Genomic DNA, 20,579 nt, shown 5'->3' on the forward strand with positions numbered 1-20,579 from the left:
CATGACCGCACCGCGAGTGGAAAAATTACGCCAGTTCATTCAAGACCTTGATGCCCTGCATCGCCAGTTTACCGATGAGGCCACCCTGCTCGACGCCGTCGCCGTGCGCCTGGCTTCGCTGGTGCAAAAAGATGACTGGTTGCCGGAAGAGTACACCCTGCCGCATCCCCACCACTATCAGCAGTATTTGCTGCATGTCGATTCCGGCCAACGCTTTTCGATTGTCAGCTTCGTCTGGGGACCGGGGCAATCGACGCCTATCCACGACCATCGGGTATGGGGGGCCATCGGTATGTTGCGCGGCGCGGAGGAAAATCAGCGCTATCGACTCGACGAGCGCGGTTTACCGATAGCCAATGGTCCTGCTGAACGGCTTTCTGCCGGCAAAGTAGAAAAAGTCTCTTCCCGCGATGGCGATATTCATCGGGTGAGTAACGCGCTCGCGGACCACGTCTCAATCAGTATTCACGTCTATGGCGCTAACATCGGCGGCGTCAGGCGTGCGGTTTATAGCGCGGATGGGATCGCCAAACCATTCGTCTCCGGTTACTCCAACCGTCACTTGCCCAATATCTGGGATCTCTCAAAGGATAATTCATATGCCTGATTACAATTACCGCCAGCCAGCCGAGGTGCGCCAGGCGCTGATCGATGGCGCGGAAGTGGCGCTCATCGACGTTCGTGAAGAGGCCGCATTTGCCACTAACCATCCGCTATTTGCCGCTAATTTGCCGCTCAGCAAGCTGGAGCTGGAGATTTTTCGCCGCGTACCGCGCCTGACGACGCCGATTACCCTCTACGACAATGGCGAAGGTCTCGCGGAGCAGGCCGTTAAGCGGCTGCAACGCTGGGGCTATCAGGATGTTGCGCTACTGGCAGGCGGCCTGACGGGCTGGCAGCGTAGCGGCGGCGAGCTTTTTCAGGACGTTAACTCCCCGAGCAAAGCGTTCGGCGAGCTGGTAGAGAGCGAGCGCCAGACGCCCTCGTTGAGCGCCGAGGAAGTGAAGGCGCTGATCGAGGGTCCACAGCCAGTCGTGGTGGTCGATGCGCGTCGTTTTGATGAATATCAAACGATGAATATTCCCGGCAGCATTAGCGTGCCCGGCGGCGAGCTGGCGTTACGCATCGAAGGCCTGCTGCCATCGCAGCAAACGCCGGTTATCGTTAATTGCGCCGGCCGTACCCGCAGCATTATCGGCAGCCAATCGCTACGTAATGCCGGTTTAGCCAATCCGGTTTACGCGCTGCGCAACGGCACCATCGGCTGGACCTTAGCCGGACTGGAGCTCGAGCACGGCCAGCAGCGGCGCTACGACGCCGATTTCCGCGCCTCAGCGCAACGCGTGGCTGTAGTGACGCAGTTGGCCGAGCGCGCTGGCGTGGCCTTCATTGATGCCCCTACTTTAGCCCGCTGGCAACAGCAGCCGAGCCGCACCACCTATCTGTTTGATGTTCGCAGCCCCGAGGAGTATGCCGCAGGCCATCTGCCGCACAGCGTGAATGCCCCCGGCGGCCAGCTGGTGCAGGAAACCGATCATTATGCCAGCGTACGCGGAGCGCGGATTGTGCTGGTCGCCGATGATGAGATACGCGCGCCGATCGCGGCGTCCTGGCTGGCGCAGATGGGCTGGGAAGTGGCGGTATTACGCGATGTCCGCGTGGAGCAATTGAGCGAACGCGGCGTTCCGCCCGCCAACGTACCGCCGGCACCGCGGGCTGAGGAGATAACCCCAGCGCAGTTAGCGGAACAATTGCGCGAACCCGGCACCGTGGTACTGGATTTCACCACCAGCGCGAACTATGTCGCGCGGCATATCCCCGGCGCCTGGTGGCTGGTGCGTTCACAGCTGCGTCAGGCGCTGGAAGTCATCCCTCCCGCCGAACGTTACGTTGTCACATGCGGCAGTAGTCTGCTGGCCCGCTACGCCGCGCCTGAAGTCGCGGCATTGACCGGTAAGCCGGTACAGCTGTTAAGCGGCGGGACGCTGGCGTGGATTAATGCCGGGCTGGCGCTGGAACAGGGCGAAACGCATCTAGCGACAGCACGCAGCGATCGCTACCGACGGCCATATGAAGGAACCGATAACACCGCAGAGACGATGCAGGCTTATCTCGACTGGGAGTTTGGCCTGGTGGAACAGCTGGCGCGCGATGGCACCCACGGCTTTAAGGTGTTGTAGGTTAAAAACCCGGTGGCGACATCGCCACCGGGAATAACTTACCTTTATTGTGAATTAAATTTCCGGGGTGGTTTTAAAACCAACCAGCATCAGGATCGGCTGCTTCTGCGCCGATGCGGCGTCAAACTGATAGTGGTTACCCTGACGATCGCCGCCGATGTACCAGGAGATCTCGGTTTTCCCTTCCGCCAGCGCTTTACGTACCGCTTTATCGATATCCACCATCCGATACTCACGTGATGAATTGAGATACAGTTGAGCATCTGAATTGTAGCTGCAGGTCGGGCGATGCTTCCAGGTCACGCTCGCCGCGCTCCAGTCATTACTGGCCGGGTAGAAGAAGATCTGGTCCGCGCCGTTGGTTTCAACCTTACCGCCGTACAGACGCAGGCGATATTTAAACAGCGACGCATCCTGATCTTTAGGCAGCGCCGGGATTTTAAACTTCACCAGGGTGAGGGTTTCCGGGTTGCTGGTGCGGCCGCCGTTCTTCCAGTTATCGGAAATTTGCAGCGCTTCGGGCGCGCCGAAGTTAACATTCGGCTGCGCGCTCTCAACCACCGCGTTTTCTTCCGCCAGCGAGAAGCTATAAGGCACGTTGGTACCGCAATCCATGCCTTCATTCATACAGTGTTCGGTCATGAAGTGCGCCCCTTCTACCGTCCAGCCGTTCATGAAATCAGCATGGGCGGTATAGATGCTGCCCCACTTCTCTTCACGTTTATCACCATTCATAACCGGGTCCATCGACAGCTCAATTTTCGCCGTGTCCAGAGACGTAATCTGCGGCAGTACGTAGGCGATATTCATATTGACCGTCGGGATTTTTACCGGATAGTCGGCCGGGCAGGCGCCGTTGACATCATAAGCGGCATTGCTGTGGTCATGGCTCGGCTTGAGGTTAACGCCGTCCCAGCAGTTGGGGAACTGAATACCGATATTAAACTGCACCGCATCTCCCGCTTTACGCAGGCCGCAAACCTCACCGGCTTTGTTGCTATAGCCTTTACCGTTGGCGCACAGGAAGGTTATCCGCGAGCTCGGCGCGGAGCCGTGGTGGTCGCCAGCCAGCAGCTCCAGCCCCGACGGGAAAGGATGCAGCGGATACCGTTCGACTTTGGTCGCCTGATAATAGGTTTTCTGATAAGCCGGAGTGACAATTTGTCCATCCGGCAACTTCATCGACGGCGCCCAGTAAGCAGAACTGTCGGCCTTGTTATCACAGGTGGTTTCCGGCTGCGCGCGCAGAGTCTGATAGGTTGAGACCGCGTCGGTGTGGATATTGCCGAAGAAATCATGCCACATCGCCTGGTTTGGCATACCGAACATCATAATCGCGTCGTCGCCAAGGGTGTGGCTGTAGCCGCATACCGCCTGGGCTTGCGGTCCTGCATGGGCGGAAAAAGCGCTGGCGGCCAGCAGCGGGGTCAGGGCCAGTACAACTGAGTTAGCTTTCATTTTACGATCCTCCTTGTTTGAAGGACCGTAGAGATAGCAAACCGGCGCCGATGTTACACATCAGCAAACATCATTTTATCTCATTCGCGCATAATCCATGAGTACTGGAAGGTTTTGGCCGCCGGAAAATGGGTGCGCCGACGGTAGGAGCCGAGCGCCTGCGGCGTGCAGTAGGTACAGCTCCCCAGCCATTCGGTATTTTCCGCCGCCACCCCGGCCTGTTGCAGCACCCGTTGCGCCAGCGCGCGGAGATCGAACCACAGATTATCGCTACCGCTAGCCCGCGCTTGCCCCGCTTCTGGCGGAGCGAGGCGCTGATGAAAGAGCTCGTCGCTGTAGCGTCGTACCAACTCGCCCGCCGGCATGGTCAACAGCGTTTGATAAAACTCGGCCGAAACCTCATAGCAGCAGGCGTGAATATGCGGCCCGCAGACCACCACTATCTCTTCTGGCGCCACCTGATGCTGGTGAAACAGCGCCAGGCTGTTTTCAATAATGCCGCTCGCCGCTCCGCGCCAGCCGGCATGCACGCTGCAAACATAGCGCCCATCCCGCGAGGCCATCAATAACGGTAAACAGTCGGCGGTAACGACGCCGACCTTTTGCCCACGCAGGGCCGTAAACACCGCATCGGCGTGCGGCCGCTCTGCCTGCGGCCCCTGATAGTGATGAACCACATTGCCGTGCACCAGCTTCACCGGCGCCATTTCGCTGTACGGAAAGGCGGCGGTTTCGTGCACATCAAGAAAAGCGTAGCGAATACCGGGGATATCACTTAATAAGCGGGATGGATAAGACATAACGGCGCGTAAATAAATTGGTGGTGGATTTACCGTAGGCCAAAGCCCATCGATACGCAAGATGTGGATGCTTTGTTCCCGGCGGGACCTCAAGCTCGCTGCCGGCCATAACAAGGTGGGAACGCAGTAATTATTTGCACCCGGCACCGCTATATAATTTAATATACATCGATTATTCTTATCCAACCGGGTCAATCCATGTCACCACACCGTTTACTTTTGGCGCTGACGTTGTGCAGCGCCAGCCTGTTCACCAGCCAGGCTTTTGCCGAGCGCACCGTCACCGACCAGCTGGGCCGCCAGGTTACGCTGCCGGATCACATCACCCGCGCGGTCGTCCTGCAGCACCAGACGCTTAATCTCCTGGTCCAGTTGAATGCCGCCGACGATATCGTTGGCGTGTTAAGCAGCTGGAAAAAACAGCTCGGGCCGCAGTTTGTCCGCTTTATGCCCACTATTGAAAAGCTGCCGACGCCGGGCGATTTAACTCAGGTCAATATCGAAAGCCTGCTGGCACTGCATCCGCAGGTGGTGTTCGTCGCTAACTACGCGCCGCAGGCGATGATCCAGCAGATCCAAAACGCCGGGGTTCCGGTCGTCGCGATATCCCTCCGTCAGGACGCGGCGGGTGAGAAAAACAAAATGAACCCGACAATGGCCAATGAAGAACAGGCCTATAACGACGGCCTTAAACAGGGGATCCGCCTGATTGGCGAAGTCGTCGAACGCCAAAGCCAGGCCGAAGCGCTGATTGATTACACCTTCGCGGCGCGGGCAGAAGCTAACGCCCCGGTCGCCGCTATCCCTGACAGCCAGCGTGTGCGCGTGTACATGGCCAACCCGGACCTCAACACATACGGTTCCGGCAAATATACCGGGCTGATGATGAAGCATGCCGGAGCGCTAAACGTCGCCGCCGCCACGGTCAAGGGCGCACGCCAGGTCTCGCTGGAACAGATTCTGCAATGGAACCCTGAGGTGATCTTCGTCCAGGACCGCTATCCGCAAGTGGTCAAACAGATTGAAAACGACCCGCAATGGCAAGCGATAGACGCGGTGAAAAACCACCGGGTATGGCTGATGCCGGAATACGCCAAGGCCTGGGGCTACCCAATGCCGGAGGCGTTGGCGATAGGCGAACTGTGGATGGCGAAAAAGCTCTATCCTTCCCGCTACCGGAACGTCGATGTCGATGCCAAAGCGCAGGATTACTATCAACGCTTCTACCGCGTGAAATGGACGCCGAATGCGCAGTAACCTTCACTGGGCGCTGCTGCACGGCGGGCTGGCGGCGGCGACGCTATTTATCGCTATCGCCTCACTATGCCTGGGGCAATACCACCTCAGCCTGAATGAGGTCTTTCATGAGCTTACCCATGGCGCGCCCGGCAGTGGCGTCGCCGGGCAGATCGTCTGGTCAGTCAGACTTCCCAGGGTAGCGATGGCGCTGCTGGCCGGCGGCTCGCTGGGGCTATGCGGCGCGACGCTACAGGGCGTATTCCATAACCCGCTGGTCGACCCGCATATCATCGGGGTCACCTCCGGCTCCGCCTTCGGCGGGACGCTTGCTATCCTGCTGGGCTTGGACATCGTATCGATGATGGGTTGCACCTTCTTCTTCGGCCTCGCCGCGCTGGCGCTGGTTTATCTCATCGCCACGCTGCAGGGGCGTGAAAACACGCTGGCGCTGATCCTTTCCGGCATTATTCTCAGCGGTTTCTTTGCCGCGCTGGTCAGCCTGATGCAGTACCTTGCCGATACGGAAGAAACCCTGCCGAATATCGTTTTCTGGCTGCTCGGCAGCTTTGCCACCGCCAACTGGCATAAAGTGCTGTCCATGGCGCTGCCGGTCGCCGTCGCCGCCGTTATCCTGCTAAAGCTGCGCTGGCGTATCAACCTGCTGGCGCTGGAGGATAAAGATGCGCGCGGTCTTGGCGTTTCGGTGGTCAAATTGCGCCGCGGAGTGTTGGTCTGCTGCGCGGTGCTGGTCGCCGCCCAGGTCGCGGTCAGCGGCAGCATCGCCTGGGTGGGGCTGGTTATTCCGCATCTGGCGCGACTGCTTGTCGGCGCCGATCACCGCCGCCTGCTGCCAACAGCATTCTGGCTCGGTGGCGCGTTTATGGTGGTGGTGGACGACCTGGCGCGCACGTTAACCCAGGCGGAGATTCCGATTGGCATTATTACCGCCCTGCTCGGCGCGCCGCTGTTTACCCTTTTACTGATTCAGTCCCAACGCCGCGGTGTGGCCCAATGAACATTTCATTATCACTGAACGCCCTGCGCTACGGCCATCGTCAGCCGCTCTTCGCCCCGCTGTCCATGCAGTGCCGTCACGGGGAAATCTGGGCGATACTGGGCGCCAACGGTCGCGGCAAAAGCACGCTACTGGATACCCTGACCGGCGTTCTGTCGCCGCTCGGCGGGCAGTTTAACGTAGAAGGCGGCATTGCCATCGTGCCGCAATCGTTCCGCCCGGCGTTTGGCTGGCGGGTACGCGATGTGGTGCTGATGGGCCGCGCGCGACTCGTCGATCTGTTCGCGCAGCCGGGGCCGGAAGATGAGCGGGAGGTTCAACAGGCGCTGGCGCTGCTGGGGATCGCCGCATTGGCCAATCAGGTGTTTCGCGCTCTGTCCGGCGGCCAGCAGCAGTTGGTGCTCATTGCCCGCGCGCTGGTCGGCGCCAGTCAAAATATTCTGTTAGACGAACCCTGTTCGGCGCTGGATCTGGCTAATCAACAGGTTGTATTACAGCTGATTAGCAATCTTGCTCATCGGCAGAGGCGCACCGTGGTATTCACCACCCATGACCCGACTCATGCTCTGCAGATAGCCAGCCACACCCTGCTGCTGTTGCCCGGCGGCGAATGGCTGGCGGGAGAGTCGTTCGCGGTACTCAGCGAAGCGAACCTGCAGCGTGCCTACGGCCTGCCGGTTCACAAAATCGACCATCCCGGTAGCGCAGTGCCGTTACTGGCGCCGCAGTTTACGATCCATCGCTAACGGTCAAAAATCCTGCCGCGCGCAGAAACATCTGCCCTTCTTCTGCGGTTATATAGCGCCGTAGCTGCCGCGCGGCAGCGCTCTCCTCAATTTGCGCCAGCTGATACTCGCAGCGAATGTTCCACGGCTCGGGAATCAGTAGCGTGCGAAACTGCGCGCTCTCCGTCATCTGAACCGCATAGTGGGCGTAGCCGATAAACAGGTCGGCAAAGTCTTCGCCAATCAGCCACTCTCCTGCGCTCGTGCCAGACGGTACAGTCAGCGACGCCCGACCGCCGACCAGCTGCTGCGCCCGGGACATCAACGCCCGGCCGAGGCCCGGATAGCTGGCTTCAAGGCGAGCAAAGAGTTGCCAGGTGTAATCACCGGAAGGATCGCAACCCGGCGTCGAGGTCGCCAGCCGCAGTCGCCCGTCGCGAAGTAACGCCAGCCAGTCAGCGCGATCGGTGTCAGGCGCGCGGCGCGCAGTCAGCATCAGCCGGTTGGCGGCAAACGAACAGCAGTTTATCGCAAGCCCGGCCTGCAGCAGCGCCTGAGGGTGTTCGGTATTCGCACTGGCGAACAGCGAGCAGCGTTCGCCGCCTTCAATGCGTTCGCGCAGCAGACCGGCCGGGCCGAACTGCGCCTCGACCAGAATGCCGCTAAGCTGCTGAAATCGCGCCAGCAGCGGGAGGAAAGCGCTTTTCAGGCTTCCCGCCGCCAGCAGGGTCAATGAAGTGGTCATCACAACAATCGCTATAAAGATGAAGATATAGCGCTAGGGTAACGCCTTTTTTACTGATTCAGTAGCGAATTTCCGCCCGTTCGCGCAGCTGTTCCGGCGTCGCCACCGGCAGTTGGAAGAACTCGAGATAGGCCGGGATCATCTCGAACAGCATATCGGTACCGCGCTGAATCGGGCACCCCAGCGCCTGCGCCGCCCGCAGTAGCGGAGTATATTCAACGCTCATCACCACCTCGCCGACCCAGGTACGCGGCGACAGGCGCGAAACATCCAGCGGTAGCGGATCATCCGCTTTCATGCCCAGCGGCGTGGCGTTGACCACCAGATCCTGCGCGGCGGGATCGCGCTGCATCAGAACGATCTCCAGACGTGGATAGTGCTGATGCAGCCGCTGCGCCAGCGCCTCGGCGGCGGATAAAGAGGTATCGAACAGCGTCAAGGTACTGACCCCGGCGGCCGCCAGCGATGCGGCAATCGCCGAGCCGACGCCGCCGCAGCCGAACACCTGCGCCCTCGCCCCTTGTGGTTGAAAGCCTTTGCGCGTAATCCCCAGCACAAAGCCTGCGCCATCGAACATATCGCCGAGCAGGCTGCCGTCGGCTTCGCGGCGGATGGCGTTGCAGGCGCCGGCGATTGCCGCCGTCGGGCTCAACTGGTCGACCAGCCCACAGGTCGCCATTTTATGCGGCATGGTGACCAGCGCGCCGACGATGTTAGTCATGGAAAACAGCGCTGGCACCAGCGCCGCGTAATCCTCCGGCTTCACCCCCATCGGCACCACTTTGACGTCCGCCTCGCAATGGGCCAGCCATGGGTTATAAATCATCGGCGCTTTAAAACTGGCGGTCGGATAACCAAGATGCGCTATCAGCCGCGTATGACCACTAATGATCATGCCCTACTCCTGTTGTTACTGCGAAAGTTCGATGCGTTTGACATCGCCAAGAATAAACAGATAGGCCACTACGCCAAGCAGCGCCGCGCCGCCGATATAGACCAGCGCGTAGAAAAAACTACCGGAAGCGGCAACGATAAAACCGATAATCAGCGGCGTGAGGATCCCCGCCAGATTGGTGCAGAAATTAAAGATACCGGCGGTTATCCCGCCCATCCCCTGCGGCGCGATATCGGAGATTAGCGTCCAGCCAAGGCCAACCATACCCTGACCGAAAAAGGCAAAAGACATCATCAGGATCACCGCCAGGTCGCTCGGCAGCCAGTTGGCGGAAATAATGCTGCTGGCCATCATCAGCCCGACGACGATAGGCAGCTTACGCGCCAGATTGGCCGAACCGGTGGCTTTCAACAGCTTGTCGGAGAGCCAGCCGCCAAACAGCACGCCACCCGCTGCGGCGAGAAACGGCAAGATGGCGAAGAAGCCTACTTTCAACCACGCCATGTGGCGCTCGGTCGCCAGGTACGTTGGAAACCAGGTCAGAAAGAAGACCAGCACGGTATTACCGGCGAATTGACCGACGCTGGCACCAATCACCTGTCGTTTTGCCAACAGCTGGCGCACCAGCGGCCAGCTAAAAGCGTTTTGCTGCTGCTGCGCGCTAGCCAGTCCGCCGCCGCGAAGAATATGTTCGCGTTCACTGTCGCTCAGGCGGCTGTCCTGATGGGGGTCGCGGTAGCAACGCCACCAGACCAGCGCGAACAGGATGCCAACAACCCCGACGCTGATAAACAGCGCACGCCAGCCGAAGCTGCCCATAATCCAGAACAGCAGCGGCGAGAAACAGGCCAGCCCGAGATATTCGCCGACGGTGTAGACCGCCGTGGCCTTCGCGCGCTCCTGCTGCGGAAACCAGGTACTCACTACCCTGCTGTTAACCGGAAAACAGGGCGCTTCACTGACGCCAAGCCCAAAACGACACAGCAACAGCGTTTTCAAGCCAATTGCCATACCGTGAAATAAAGTGAACAGCGACCACAGCGCCAGGGAGAGAAAATAGGTCACCTTATTGCCGAAGCGATCGAGGAAAATACCGCCGGGAATTTGCGCCAGCGCATAGGTCCAGGCAAAGGCCGAAAAGACAATTCCCATAATGGCGGCATCAATGCCGAGCTCGGCGGTCAGTCTCGGCGCGGCGATACCGAGCACCGTGCGGTCGAGATAGTTAATCATCGTGCCGACGGCCAGCAGCGCCAGGATCCCGATACGCCGCCGGGAGCGAGGCGCGGTGGTCGCAGTATCCGCCGCCGTCGCCTGGTTATGGCTATAAGAATTCATAGTCGTTTCCTGTCTTGAGTACAGATGAATGTTGTTATTGTGTTTGCGATGTTGTGTTGTGAACCATTTGCTACGTTTAACTGTACTGCATGGCCGAAAGGCGGACGGCGGCATTTACCGCGCCGTACTGGGCGTAACCGTCACGCCGTTCGGTCAATTCGAAGAAGAAGCGCCCCGCCACGAATGGACGGGTATAAAGATGCAGGAATTCGCCGCCGCGGGCGTCACGGTCGTAGAGAATTTGCAGGCGCTGCAATGTCTCTACCTGCGGCTCTTCGCCAAAGCGCGCCAGCAGATCCTCATAGTAATTCGCCGGGATAGGCAGCGCGTTCAGCGCAGCCTGCGGCAGACTTTCGAGCGTTACGGGTAAATCGCGACAGGCAAAAGCGGCGTGCTGCAGCCCGGCCCCCTGATAACAGGCGACCGAACGCGCAATCTGCGTGGCTCGGCTTTGCGATATATTCAGCGCCAGACGAATATCGCCCTGCGGGCTATGAACCGCCAGGCTGCGCACCAGTCCATACGGGTCAGGCAACGTCTGTTCATGTTCGAGACTGAAGCCGAAAACCGTACGGAAAAAGATAATCCAGTTGTCGCGGCTATCGGCCTCCATGCCTAACGCGAGATGGTCAATACCGCGGTAGTCGTCGCGCGGCGCCGCTGCCTGTAAATGAAAATCGCGGGCGTAGATATCGTCACCGGCTTCGACCAGGTAGATCAGGCTGCCATCCGGAGCGCAAACCGCCGGGATCGAACTCTCATTTGGCCCCGCATCCCCCTGCCAGGTGGCATAACCGTAGGCGCGGGCGCGTTCCACAACCGGCGCGCTGCGGCTTACCCGTAGCGCCATCGCGCACAATGAGACGCCGTGGCGCTGATGAAAATGGTCGGCCCAGCTGTGCGGCTGCGCATTAACAATCACCCGCGCCTCGCCATTGCGCCAGAGCGCAACCTGCTTGGAACGATGCTTGCCCTGATGCTTAAAGCCCAGTTGCGTCAGGCGCTGGCCTAGCGCGGTAGACTCCGCCGGACTGGCGGCGAACTCGATAAACTCCAGACCGTCATAGTGCGGTAGCGCAGGTGGCGAAAATAACGCCGCGTCGCTATCCGCAAGCTGCCGACGAGTCTGCTCTTCGAGCCACAGCAATGAACGGTAGCCATCTTTTGCCGTGGCGCCGTTGGGTGAGGCGCGAAAGCCGTCATTGAAAATCTCCAGCGACCAGGGTCCGCGGTAGCCGCAGCGGGTCAGTTCACAGGCGAATTCCACCAGCGGCAGTTGCCCCTGGCCCGGGAAGCAGCGGAAATGACGGCTCCATTCAAGGACATCCATCTTCATCATCGGCGCGTCAGCCAACTGCAGGAAGGTGATTTTCTCAACCGGCACCGCGGCAAGGCCTTGTAGATCATCCCCGAGCGACAGAATATGGAAGCTATCAAGCACAATGCCCATCGCCGGGCTGTTCACCCGCTGCACCCGTTCCCATGCCTGACGCCAGCGGTTGACGTGGGTTCCCCACGCCAGCGCCTCGTAGCCGATGATAATCCCCTCCTGCTCGGCGAGCTCAGCCAGCGCGCGCAGGTCGGCGACCTGCAGTTCGATATCGGCAGAACAGTCCGGCTGAACGTTGCTACAGAGCAGCATGGTGTTGCAGCCTAATTCATGCATCAGGGCGAATTTCCGCTTCGCCCGCTGCAGGTTAGCGGCAAACTGCGCGCGGCTGGCGCCCTCGAAATCACGAAAGGGTTGAAAAAGCGTGATTTTTAGCCCTAATTCAGCGGCAAGGTTGCGAATATCGCGCGGCGTGCCCGTATAATAGAGCAGATCGTTTTCAAAGATTTCAACGCCCTGATAACCGGCCGCGGCGATAGCGTGCAGCTTTTCAGGTAAAGTACCGGATATCGAAACGGTAGCGATGGAACGCAACATAAGAGTCCTCGGGTCATCATTCGACATGAGCACTGACTATGTATCATTTGGTTCACAGGCGCCAGATTTGGTTGCTGAATTGTGATCATTATGTGTATTTTTTGTCTCCACAGAAAAAGGAGTCGTTATGTCCCTCGTTGCTCATGATGAAGCACAATCCCTGAAAGAGCGCATCTTCGCCGCCGCCATTACCGTGTTCGCCGAATATGGCCTTCCCGGCGCGCGTATGGAGCAGATCGCCATCGAGGCGCAAACTACCAAGCGTATGGTGGTCTACTACTTCAAGAGCAAAGAGCAGCTGTACCAGGCGGTACTGCAACATGTGTATGCGCAGATCCGTGAAACGGAACAACAGCTGGGGCTGGAGCATCTGCCGCCGGTAGAGGCGCTGGCGCAACTGGTGAAATGGAGCGTGCGCTATCACGCCACGCATGCCGACTATATGCGGGTTATCTGCATGGAAAACATGCAGCGCGGGAAGTGGCTCAAGGGTTCAGAGGAGCTGAAGCCGCTGAACCGTACCGCGTTGTCGATAATCGAGGATATTTTACAACGCGGCCAGCAACAGGGGATTTTCCAGGCCGGTCTGCAGGCGCGCGACGTGCACCGACTGATTAGCAGCTTCAGCTTCTATCAGGTATCGAATTTTTATACCTTCAGTAGCCTGTACCTCGACGATCCGCTGCCTGAAATCGACGACGAAGCAATGGTTTCACACCACTGCGAGATTGCGGTGAAAGCGGTGATTCGGTTCGTTATCTCTTAAGCATTACTTATGTCGGGGCGCGGCGATTAGTGCCCCGATAACGCGTGAATCACCCTTTCCATCGCCTCGCGGGTTAGCGCGGAACGTTCAATTTTGCTATTTGCCAGCGCGGTGCGTACGACACCGGCAATAACAATATGTTTTGGCTGCTGGCCAAGATCGCGCATTTCCAATACCACCTTACCCACTACGCGGCACATTTCCTGATAGAGCTCGTCGTCTTTCGCTTTATTTCCCATTATTAAGACTCTTAAATTATCATTATCAATCAATTCATTATTGATACGATTTTATAATAAAGCAAACTGCGCTATTTTTTTCGTTCAATGAGGCGTTTTACTGCCTTTAATCGGTTAGTAAATATGATAAAACGCCGTTTAATCTGATCCGCTGCGGCAAAAGTGTGTTGCAGGTTCGCGAGCAAATCGTGTGAATTTTGTTACATTAATCACACTAAAAATGAAACGCCGTTTTTATTTTCCTTTTTGGTTTCGGCAGCGTATAATGCGCCTCGATTCTTTCTTGAATGGTTTCAGCGCATTGGACTGCACAAAAAAACGTACAAAACATTGCCACTTTTCATGGGCTGAACCGCCAGCACACATTCTTCTGCACGCTCTTTTGTTGTCACCTATCCTTAGAGCGTGGCATTGCAACTTTCGTAACACAGGTTTGACTCCGCGGCAGTGCGCCCCCGGAGCGAGATTTCCATATCCTTCACAACTTAAAGACTAAGACTGTCATGAAAAAGACCAAAATTGTTTGCACCATCGGTCCGAAAACCGAATCCGAAGAGATGTTGACCAAAATGCTGGACGCGGGCATGAACGTCATGCGTCTGAACTTCTCTCACGGCGACTATGCGGAACACGGTCAGCGCATCCAGAACCTGCGCAATGTGATGAACAAAACCGGTAAGAAAGCCGCAATCCTGCTGGATACCAAAGGGCCGGAAATCCGCACCATTAAGCTGGAAGGCGGCAACGACGTCTCCCTGAAAGCGGGCCAGACCTTTACCTTTACCACTGACAAGTCCGTGGTCGGCAACAATGAAATCGTTGCGGTGACCTACGAAGGCTTCACCACCGACCTGAGCGTCGGCAACACCGTGCTGGTCGACGATGGTCTGATCGGCATGGAAGTGACCGCTATCGAAGGTAACAAAGTTATCTGTAAAGTGCTGAACAACGGCGACCTCGGCGAGAACAAAGGCGTTAACCTGCCGGGCGTTTCCATCGCTCTGCCGGCGCTGGCTGACAAAGACAAGCAGGACCTGATCTTCGGTTGTGAGCAAGGCGTTGATTTCGTTGCGGCTTCCTTTATCCGTAAACGTTCTGACGTCGTTGAAATCCGCGAGCACCTGAAGGCGCACGGCGGCGAAAACATCCAGATCATCTCCAAAATCGAAAACCAGGAAGGTCTGAACAACTTCGACGAAATCCTCGAAGCTTCTGACGGCATCATGGTTGCTCGCGGCGATATGGGCGTTGAAATCCCGGTTGAAGAAGTTATCTTCGCGCAGAAGATGATCATCGAAAAATGTATCCGCGCGCGCAAAGTCGTTATCACCGCGACCCAGATGCTGGATTCCATGATCAAAAACCCGCGCCCGACCCGCGCTGAAGCAGGCGACGTCGCTAACGCCATCCTCGACGGCACCGATGCCGTTATGCTGTCCGGCGAATCCGCGAAAGGTAAATACCCGCTGGAAGCCGTTACCATTATGGCGACCATCTGCGAGCGTACCGACCGCGTGATGACCAGCCGTCTGGATTACAACAACGACAACCGTAAACTGCGCATTACCGAAGCGGTTTGCCGCGGCGCCGTTGAAACCGCTGAGAAACTGGAAGCGCCGCTGATCGTCGTCGCCACCCAGGGCGGTAAATCTGCGCGCGCAGTGCGTAAATACTTCCCGGACGCCACTATCCTTGCGTTGACCACCAACGAAACCACCGCTCGTCAGTTAGTTCTCAGCAAAGGCGTGGTACCGCAGCTGGTGAAAGAGATCGCCTCTACTGATGATTTCTACCACCTGGGTAAAGAGCTGGCGCTGCAGAGCGGCCTGGCGCGTAAAGGCGACGTGGTTGTGATGGTTTCCGGCGCGCTGGTTCCAAGCGGCACCACTAACACAGCCTCCGTGCACGTGCTGTAATAATTTACAGGTTATTTTATCTTTTTTTAAAGCGTCCCTCTGGGGCGCTTTTTTTTATTCATTCCCTAGCTGTTCTTAATAAAAATGCAAATCGGATTTTACTATTTAATAAGAGATTATCTAAGATGAATCCGATGGAAGCCTTCTGTTTTCACAGCGCTTTTTAAACCAGATCGACGAATTCGATGCTTCTTTGAGCGAACGATCAAAAATAAGTGCATTCGGATAAAAAAAATATTCTCATCCCAAAAAAGTTTGTGTAATACTTGTAACGCTACATGGAGATTAACTCAATCTAGAGGGTATTAATAATGAATCGTACTAAACTGGTACTGGGCGCGGTAATCCTGGGTTCTACTCTGCTGGCTGGTTGCTCCAGCAATGCTAAAATCGATCAGCTGTCTTCTGACGTTCAGACTCTGAACGCTAAAGTTGACCAGCTGAGCAACGACGTGAACGCAATGCGTTCTGACGTTCAGGCTGCTAAAGACGACGCAGCTCGCGCTAACCAGCGTCTGGACAACCAGGCTCACTCTTACCGTAAGTAAGAGTTCTGGTAATAAAAATGGCGCACATTGTGCGCCATTTTTTTTGCCTGTCATTTTACCCTACTGCGTCAGCTTAGCGTCGTTGTGCTGGCTATTCTGCGCCGACAGCTCCGTCGTCGCGCTGCCCGCCCCTTCCGAAACCACCACCGGATACCCCGCTCTTCGCGACAGCGCTTTTTTCAGCTGCAGATCATCCACCGCTTTATCGTCAGAAAAGGCCTGAAACGCGGCAGGAAGCGAGTAAGAGATTGTCCGGGTATTTTCCCCTTCGGTTTGCGAAAGCGGCCTGTGGACCTCTACGTAGCGTTTACCATCGGGTTCTACCGCGAACTTCACCGGCTGATTGATAATCCGCACCGGCGTCCCGGCGCGCACCTGGCTGAACAGCGCCTTAATGTCATCGGCATTCATCCGCATACAGCCGGAGCTCACCCGTAGCCCGACGCTATCAGGGGCGTTGGTACCGTGGATCAGATATTCGCCGTTACCGTAGGCCAACCGCAGGGCGTAACGGCCTAATGGATTATTAGGCCCGGCGGGGATCACCGGCGGCAGCTTAATGCCCTTCTCCAGCGAGCGCGCGCGAATACCGGCAGTTGGCGTCCAGGTCGGGTTAGGGATTTTCTGACCGACGCGGGTAGTCATCTCCGGCGTTTCCAGCCCCAACTGGCCAATGCCGAGGGGATAGACCTGCACCTGATTTTGCCCCGGCGGGAAATAGTACAGCCGCAGCTCGGCCAGATTGACGACAATGCCTTCACGCGGCACATCCGGCAGCAGCATCTGCGATGGGATTAAGACCCGGGTGCCCGGCTTCGGCTGCACCGGCGCAATCGTATCGTTGGCTTCAAGAATCAGCATCGCCGCCGTGTCGAAGTGGCGGGCGATAGCCTGCAGGTTGCGATCCCCTTCCTGTACCGTCCAGTATTGGTTTTGGCCAATCAAACGGCTGTTGGCAGGGGGAAGTGGATAATCGACAGCCCAGGCGCCGTGCTGCGCGCTCAGAGCTGCGAGAAGGGTCATCGTGATGAGAGACGCGCGTTTCATACTGAGATTCCTTCTTTCGCTGATAAAACGCCAGGATCTGCGCGGCGACGAAAGCACTCGCCTTCGTCGCACGTAACAGAATGAAATCTACCTGTTTATTCTAGCTAAGATTTGCAGCTTTCGCGCGAATTGCGCGGATCATCGCTTCAAGGCCCTGCGAGCGGGAGGGGGTAAGATGCTGGGTCAGCGCCATTTTTTCAAACCACGGACGCACATCGAATTCGCTAATATCCTGCGCGGTCATGCGGTCGTAAAGGATGAAGACCACCGCAATCAGCCCTTTGACGATGGCCGCATCGCTATCGCCGCGCAGGGTAATCACGCCGGATGGCTCCTGCTCCATCACGATCCACACCTGGCTTTGGCAGCCCTGAATAATGTTCTGCGCGATGTGTTCTTCCGCGCTGAGCGGCGCCAGGCGCTGGCCGAGTTCAATGATGTAGAGATACTTCTCTTCCCAGTTGGCGCAGCGGGTAAAGTTGCGCAGCAATTTGTCTTTGTCTGGTAATGCCGCCATAGTCGCGTCCTTTAACCAAGTAATTTGTGGATCCGCTGTAGCCCGGCCACCAGCCGATCCACCTCTTCCATCGTATTGTACATCGCCAGCGATGCCCGGCACATCGCCGGAACCTGGTAGAACGCCATCAGCGGCATTGCGCAGTGGTGGCCGGTGCGCACCGCGATCCCGTAGTTATCGAGAAAACTGCCGACATCGTAGGCATGATGTTTCCCGAGGTTAAAAGCGATGACGCCCAACCGATGTTGCGGGCCATAAAGCGTCAAGTCCGGCACCTTTTTCAGCTCCTCGAGAGCATAGCGCATCAGCGTCTGCTCATATTCGCCAATCTGCTCAAGCCCAATCTGGCTGACATAGTCCAGCGCCGCGCCGAGGCCAATAATTCCGCCGGTATTCGGCGTACCGGCTTCAAAGCGCCACGGCGCTTTCGCCCAGGTGGTACCCTCTTTCAGGCTGACGGTGGCGATCATCGACCCGCCGCCTTCCCACGGCGGCATCTCCTGCAGCAATGCTTCTTTGGCGTACAACACGCCGATACCGGTCGGCCCGTACAGCTTATGCGCCGAGAAGACGTAAAAATCACAATCCAGCGCCTGCACATCCACCGGGTGATGCATCACCGCCTGCGCGCCATCCACCAGCACCTTAGCGCCATGCTGATGTGCCAGCGGGATCAGCGCCGATAGCGGATTTTCCGTCCCCAGCACGTTCGACACCTGGGTTATCGCCAGCAGTCGGGTACGGTCGTCAAACAGGCCGGGGATAACGTCGAGCTGTAGGGTGCCATCCTGGTTGAGGGGGATCACTCTTAGCTCGGCGCCGACGCGGGCGCAGAGCATCTGCCACGGCACGATATTGGCGTGGTGTTCCATCTCGCTGACGATAATATTATCGCCGGCCCCGACGTTAGCCCCGCCCCAGCTATTGGCCACCAGATTGATGCCTTCGGTGGTACCGCGTACGAACACCAGCTCTTCCGGCGAACGGGCATTAAGGAAAGCGGCCGCCTGTTGGCGTACCTGCTCCATCCGCGCCGTCGCTTCGGCGCTCAGGGTATGGATACCACGATGGACGGCAGCGTAACCGTGGCGATAAAACTCGGCTTCGGCATTAATCACCGCTTCCGGTTTCTGCGCGCTGGCGGCGCTATCGAGATAGACCAGCGGCTGACCATTAACCTCGCGGCTCAGCACCGGGAAATCGGCGCGCAGGCGTTCCACTGAAAATGTCATGCATCTCCTCCCGGCAGGCGCTTGCCTATACGCGCCAACACCTGTTGTTTCAGCGCATCATCGCTAATAGCTTCAGTGAGCTCGGCGGCGAAGGCGTAAAGGATCATCTGCTGCGCCGCCTGTTGATCGATACCACGCGAGCGCAAATAAAACAGCTGTTCGTCATCAATGCGCCCGACGGTAGCGCCGTGGCTGCATTTGACGTCGTCGGCGTAAATTTCCAGCTGTGGTTTGGTATCGACTTCCGCCAGCCTTCCCAACAACAGATTGTTATTGGTCATCTGACCATCGGTTTTCAGCGCGTGTTTCGCGACGTTAATCAGGCCATTAAACACCGCCCGCCCCTTATCGCTGACGATGGTTTTGTGTAGTTGACGGCTGTTGCAGTAGCCAACGCGGTGATCGAGCCAGGTGCGGCTGTCGCAGACCTCGTTTTTCACCGGCATCGCCAGCGAGTTAATACGCAGATTGCTGTTTTCACCAGCCAGACGGGTGCTGGTATGGTGTCGTAACACCGCGCCGCCCAGCAGGAAGCTGCTGCTGAAAGCCGAAGCATCGCGGCCAAGCAGCAGATCGTTATGGGCGAAGTGATAGCTTTGCCCATTTTCAAATGCCAGCTTGATATGCTGCAGATGGGCATTGTCGGCGACAGACATGGTCAGGCGTCCGCCGGTGAAATGCCGCTGCTCATCAAGGCTAGTATAGTGTTCGATGATGGTCGCCTGCGCCCCGCTCTCCAGCGCCAGATGATGACGATAGTGGGCGGTATTAAGCTCGTCGCCGGCCAGACCGCTGGTGATATGCATCAGCAGCAGCGGCTTTTCCGGGCGCTGGTTGCGCTTCACGCTGATGCGAGTCACCGTCTGCGCCAGGCTTTCAGTGAGATGCAGAAACACTTCCGGCTGTACCGCTTCCGGCAGATGCTGGCGCTGGTTATCAACGCTGACGTCAAAACCGCTAGCGGCGAGATCGTCACTGAGCGCCGGGCTGAAGCGGCCATCGACAAACACCATCCGCCAGGCGTCGAGATTGAGCGCCAGCGCGTCGCGCTGCGCCACGCCGAGCGTCGCCGGACTTGCAACAAAAGTGCCGCTTAGCAGCGTATCCAGCGGGGTGTATTTCCAGTTTTCATGTTTGCGCGTCGGCAGTCCCAGGCGCAACAGCTGCTGCAGATGCTGATTGGCCTGCGGCGTGCGCGCCTCGCCCTGCGCTTCAAACAGATGATGCCACTGCTGCAGCGCGTTACTGCTGTTCGCTAAGCCAGCCATAGCCCTGCTCCTCCAGTTGTTTAACCAGAGTAAAATCGCCTGACTTGACGATCCGCCCCTGATACAGCACGTGGACGTAATCCGGTTTGATGTAATCGAGGATACGCTGATAGTGGGTGACGATAATAAAGGCGCGTTTGCCGTCGCGCAGCGAGTTAACCCCCTCCGAGACAATCTTCAGGGCATCTATATCCAGCCCGGAATCCGATTCATCCAGGATACACAACTCAGGCTCAAGCACCGCCATTTGCAGAATATCGTTGCGTTTTTTCTCGCCGCCGGAGAAACCGACGTTCACCGAACGAGTTAGCAGATCTTCCGGCATCTTCAGCAGTTTGATCTTCTCTTCCATTAAATCCTGGAAATCGAAACGATCCAGCGCTTCCAGGCCGCGATAGCCGCGCACCGCATTGAGCGCGGTTTGCAGGAAAAATTGATTACTGACGCCGGGAATTTCCACCGGGTACTGAAAAGCCATAAAAATGCCTTCCCCGGCGCGATCCTCCGGGGCTAATTCGAGCAGGTTTTTGCCCTTAAACTCGACGCTGCCGCCGGTGACTTCGTAATCTTCCCGTCCGGCGAGCGTCGCCGAGAGCGTACTTTTCCCTGAGCCGTTAGGGCCCATGATCGCGTGCACTTCGCCGGGGCGCACCTCAAGGTTCAGCCCGCGCAGGATCTCTTTGTCTTCTACGGCGACCTGCAAATCTTTAATACTTAACATCTT

Annotated in this window: 21 protein-coding genes and 1 pseudogene; 9 read left to right on the forward strand and 13 right to left on the reverse strand. The window is 57.5% G+C overall.

All coding sequences use genetic code 11. From position 1 onward, the window contains the following. Position 1: 1 nt before the first annotated feature. Both ABLV66_RS14405 and ABLV66_RS14410 read left to right on the forward strand, forming a co-directional pair. Positions 2-607 (forward strand): cysteine dioxygenase family protein, encoded by a 606-nt coding sequence (locus ABLV66_RS14405; protein ID WP_045396149.1) that lies wholly within the window; start codon positions 2-4, stop codon positions 605-607. Next, the gene (locus ABLV66_RS14410) at positions 600-2,180 is read left to right on the forward strand and encodes a rhodanese homology domain-containing protein (RefSeq protein ID WP_348877073.1); all 1,581 of its coding nucleotides are present in this window, start codon (positions 600-602) and stop codon (positions 2,178-2,180) included. The genes ABLV66_RS14405 and ABLV66_RS14410 overlap by 8 nt, the downstream gene beginning before the upstream one ends. A 54-nt stretch (positions 2,181-2,234) precedes the next feature. On the opposite strand, the gene ABLV66_RS14415 is transcribed toward ABLV66_RS14410, so the two are convergent. Both ABLV66_RS14415 and ABLV66_RS14420 read right to left on the reverse strand, forming a co-directional pair. Then, positions 2,235-3,638 carry a CBM96 family carbohydrate-binding protein gene (locus ABLV66_RS14415; RefSeq protein ID WP_348877074.1) on the reverse strand — a complete coding sequence of 468 codons (1,404 nt, stop codon included), beginning with the start codon at positions 3,636-3,638 and terminating at the stop codon, positions 2,235-2,237. 80 nt (positions 3,639-3,718) lie between these two features. Continuing rightward, positions 3,719-4,438, reverse strand: coding sequence for a purine nucleoside phosphorylase YfiH/LACC1 family protein (locus tag ABLV66_RS14420; RefSeq protein WP_047078791.1), 720 nt, complete (start codon positions 4,436-4,438; stop codon positions 3,719-3,721). A 198-nt stretch (positions 4,439-4,636) separates the two neighbouring features. Between ABLV66_RS14420 and ABLV66_RS14425 the strand changes: the two genes are divergently transcribed. From ABLV66_RS14425 to ABLV66_RS14435, 3 genes are read left to right on the forward strand one after another with little or no spacing between them, the layout of a single operon-like run. Beyond that, complete coding sequence (locus ABLV66_RS14425; RefSeq protein WP_348877075.1) at positions 4,637-5,695, forward strand: ABC transporter substrate-binding protein; 1,059 nt, start codon at positions 4,637-4,639, stop codon at positions 5,693-5,695. Then, the gene (locus tag ABLV66_RS14430) at positions 5,685-6,692 is read left to right on the forward strand and encodes a FecCD family ABC transporter permease (protein WP_348877076.1); all 1,008 of its coding nucleotides are present in this window, start codon (positions 5,685-5,687) and stop codon (positions 6,690-6,692) included. Before ABLV66_RS14425 ends, ABLV66_RS14430 begins: the two co-directional genes overlap by 11 nt. Beyond that, positions 6,689-7,438: an ABC transporter ATP-binding protein gene (locus ABLV66_RS14435; RefSeq protein WP_348877077.1), complete on the forward strand. Its 750-nt coding sequence runs from the start codon at positions 6,689-6,691 to the stop codon at positions 7,436-7,438. Before ABLV66_RS14430 ends, ABLV66_RS14435 begins: the two co-directional genes overlap by 4 nt. Here ABLV66_RS14435 and ABLV66_RS14440 read toward each other — a convergent pair. The 4 genes from ABLV66_RS14440 to ABLV66_RS14455 all read right to left on the reverse strand — a co-directional run bounded on the left by ABLV66_RS14440 (position 7,422) and on the right by ABLV66_RS14455 (position 12,322). Then, on the reverse strand, positions 7,422-8,165 hold the full coding sequence (locus tag ABLV66_RS14440) for a substrate-binding domain-containing protein (RefSeq protein ID WP_223683742.1): 744 nt from the start codon (positions 8,163-8,165) through the stop codon (positions 7,422-7,424). The two genes, ABLV66_RS14435 and ABLV66_RS14440, sit on opposite strands and share 17 nt — an antisense overlap. Before the next feature lie 55 nt (positions 8,166-8,220). After that, positions 8,221-9,057 (reverse strand): shikimate dehydrogenase family protein, encoded by an 837-nt coding sequence (locus ABLV66_RS14445; protein ID WP_348877078.1) that lies wholly within the window; start codon positions 9,055-9,057, stop codon positions 8,221-8,223. 15 nt (positions 9,058-9,072) lie between these two features. Beyond that, a complete protein-coding gene (locus tag ABLV66_RS14450; RefSeq protein ID WP_348877079.1) occupies positions 9,073-10,395 on the reverse strand; it encodes an MFS transporter in 1,323 nt (440 codons plus the stop codon). 76 nt (positions 10,396-10,471) lie between these two features. Next, positions 10,472-12,322 (reverse strand): bifunctional sugar phosphate isomerase/epimerase/4-hydroxyphenylpyruvate dioxygenase family protein, encoded by a 1,851-nt coding sequence (locus ABLV66_RS14455; RefSeq protein WP_348877080.1) that lies wholly within the window; start codon positions 12,320-12,322, stop codon positions 10,472-10,474. 127 nt (positions 12,323-12,449) lie between these two features. Between ABLV66_RS14455 and ABLV66_RS14460 the strand changes: the two genes are divergently transcribed. Next, the gene (locus tag ABLV66_RS14460; protein WP_045396118.1) at positions 12,450-13,088 is read left to right on the forward strand and encodes a TetR/AcrR family transcriptional regulator; all 639 of its coding nucleotides are present in this window, start codon (positions 12,450-12,452) and stop codon (positions 13,086-13,088) included. 26 nt (positions 13,089-13,114) lie between these two features. On the opposite strand, the gene fumD is transcribed toward ABLV66_RS14460, so the two are convergent. Continuing rightward, positions 13,115-13,327 carry a fumarate hydratase FumD gene (fumD, locus tag ABLV66_RS14465; RefSeq protein ID WP_045396115.1) on the reverse strand — a complete coding sequence of 71 codons (213 nt, stop codon included), beginning with the start codon at positions 13,325-13,327 and terminating at the stop codon, positions 13,115-13,117. 234 nt (positions 13,328-13,561) lie between these two features. Further along, entirely contained in the window at positions 13,562-13,693 is a 132-nt protein-coding gene (locus ABLV66_RS14470) for a hypothetical protein (RefSeq protein ID WP_161801916.1), read from the reverse strand. Here ABLV66_RS14470 and ynhH point away from each other — a divergent pair. The 3 genes and pseudogenes from ynhH to ABLV66_RS14485 form a co-directional block, all read left to right on the forward strand. Next, positions 13,689-13,823: pseudogene (gene ynhH / locus ABLV66_RS14475) on the forward strand (protein YnhH); the annotation flags it as partial. The gene ABLV66_RS14470 and the pseudogene ynhH overlap by 5 nt on opposite strands. A gap of 7 nt (positions 13,824-13,830) precedes the next feature. After that, entirely contained in the window at positions 13,831-15,243 is a 1,413-nt protein-coding gene (gene pykF, locus ABLV66_RS14480) for a pyruvate kinase PykF (protein ID WP_045396113.1), read from the forward strand. A 311-nt stretch (positions 15,244-15,554) separates the two neighbouring features. Continuing rightward, on the forward strand, positions 15,555-15,791 hold the full coding sequence (locus ABLV66_RS14485; protein ID WP_002908860.1) for a major outer membrane lipoprotein: 237 nt from the start codon (positions 15,555-15,557) through the stop codon (positions 15,789-15,791). Between the two features lie 60 nt (positions 15,792-15,851). On the opposite strand, the gene ldtE is transcribed toward ABLV66_RS14485, so the two are convergent. The 5 genes from ldtE to sufC all read right to left on the reverse strand — a co-directional run bounded on the left by ldtE (position 15,852) and on the right by sufC (position 20,576). Further along, entirely contained in the window at positions 15,852-16,838 is a 987-nt protein-coding gene (ldtE, locus tag ABLV66_RS14490; protein WP_047046679.1) for a L,D-transpeptidase LdtE, read from the reverse strand. 100 nt (positions 16,839-16,938) lie between these two features. Then, on the reverse strand, positions 16,939-17,355 hold the full coding sequence (sufE, locus tag ABLV66_RS14495) for a cysteine desulfuration protein SufE (protein ID WP_047046681.1): 417 nt from the start codon (positions 17,353-17,355) through the stop codon (positions 16,939-16,941). An 11-nt stretch (positions 17,356-17,366) separates the two neighbouring features. Next, positions 17,367-18,587, reverse strand: coding sequence for a cysteine desulfurase SufS (sufS, locus tag ABLV66_RS14500; RefSeq protein WP_047050186.1), 1,221 nt, complete (start codon positions 18,585-18,587; stop codon positions 17,367-17,369). Then, positions 18,584-19,855 carry a Fe-S cluster assembly protein SufD gene (gene sufD / locus ABLV66_RS14505; protein ID WP_045396101.1) on the reverse strand — a complete coding sequence of 424 codons (1,272 nt, stop codon included), beginning with the start codon at positions 19,853-19,855 and terminating at the stop codon, positions 18,584-18,586. The genes sufS and sufD overlap by 4 nt, the downstream gene beginning before the upstream one ends. Then, entirely contained in the window at positions 19,830-20,576 is a 747-nt protein-coding gene (gene sufC, locus ABLV66_RS14510; RefSeq protein ID WP_045396098.1) for a Fe-S cluster assembly ATPase SufC, read from the reverse strand. Before sufC ends, sufD begins: the two co-directional genes overlap by 26 nt. Between the last annotated feature and the right edge of the window lie 3 nt (positions 20,577-20,579).

It is taken from the genome of Klebsiella sp. CN_Kp073, from assembly GCF_040065495.2.
Lineage (GTDB): Bacteria > Pseudomonadota > Gammaproteobacteria > Enterobacterales > Enterobacteriaceae > Klebsiella > Klebsiella aerogenes.

Bases quoted from the DNA above. Each gene is read 5' to 3' on its own strand.
- ABLV66_RS14450 (WP_348877079.1), bottom strand. From the start codon at position 10,395: ATGAATTCTTATAGCCATAACCAGGCGACGGCGGCGGATACTGCGACC.
- ABLV66_RS14445 (WP_348877078.1), bottom strand. From the start codon at position 9,057: ATGATCATTAGTGGTCATACGCGGCTGATAGCGCATCTTGGTTATCCG.
- ABLV66_RS14430 (WP_348877076.1), top strand. From the start codon at position 5,685: ATGCGCAGTAACCTTCACTGGGCGCTGCTGCACGGCGGGCTGGCGGCG.
- ABLV66_RS14425 (WP_348877075.1), top strand. From the start codon at position 4,637: ATGTCACCACACCGTTTACTTTTGGCGCTGACGTTGTGCAGCGCCAGC.
- ABLV66_RS14455 (WP_348877080.1), bottom strand. From the start codon at position 12,322: ATGTTGCGTTCCATCGCTACCGTTTCGATATCCGGTACTTTACCTGAA.
- fumD (WP_045396115.1), bottom strand. From the start codon at position 13,327: ATGGGAAATAAAGCGAAAGACGACGAGCTCTATCAGGAAATGTGCCGC.
- ABLV66_RS14405 (WP_045396149.1), top strand. From the start codon at position 2: ATGACCGCACCGCGAGTGGAAAAATTACGCCAGTTCATTCAAGACCTT.
- sufE (WP_047046681.1), bottom strand. From the start codon at position 17,355: ATGGCGGCATTACCAGACAAAGACAAATTGCTGCGCAACTTTACCCGC.
- ABLV66_RS14460 (WP_045396118.1), top strand. From the start codon at position 12,450: ATGTCCCTCGTTGCTCATGATGAAGCACAATCCCTGAAAGAGCGCATC.
- ABLV66_RS14435 (WP_348877077.1), top strand. From the start codon at position 6,689: ATGAACATTTCATTATCACTGAACGCCCTGCGCTACGGCCATCGTCAG.
- sufC (WP_045396098.1), bottom strand. From the start codon at position 20,576: ATGTTAAGTATTAAAGATTTGCAGGTCGCCGTAGAAGACAAAGAGATC.
- ldtE (WP_047046679.1), bottom strand. From the start codon at position 16,838: ATGAAACGCGCGTCTCTCATCACGATGACCCTTCTCGCAGCTCTGAGC.
- ABLV66_RS14470 (WP_161801916.1), bottom strand. From the start codon at position 13,693: ATGTGTGCTGGCGGTTCAGCCCATGAAAAGTGGCAATGTTTTGTACGT.
- pykF (WP_045396113.1), top strand. From the start codon at position 13,831: ATGAAAAAGACCAAAATTGTTTGCACCATCGGTCCGAAAACCGAATCC.
- ABLV66_RS14415 (WP_348877074.1), bottom strand. From the start codon at position 3,638: ATGAAAGCTAACTCAGTTGTACTGGCCCTGACCCCGCTGCTGGCCGCC.
- ABLV66_RS14420 (WP_047078791.1), bottom strand. From the start codon at position 4,438: ATGTCTTATCCATCCCGCTTATTAAGTGATATCCCCGGTATTCGCTAC.
- ABLV66_RS14410 (WP_348877073.1), top strand. From the start codon at position 600: ATGCCTGATTACAATTACCGCCAGCCAGCCGAGGTGCGCCAGGCGCTG.
- sufD (WP_045396101.1), bottom strand. From the start codon at position 19,855: ATGGCTGGCTTAGCGAACAGCAGTAACGCGCTGCAGCAGTGGCATCAT.
- sufS (WP_047050186.1), bottom strand. From the start codon at position 18,587: ATGACATTTTCAGTGGAACGCCTGCGCGCCGATTTCCCGGTGCTGAGC.
- ABLV66_RS14485 (WP_002908860.1), top strand. From the start codon at position 15,555: ATGAATCGTACTAAACTGGTACTGGGCGCGGTAATCCTGGGTTCTACT.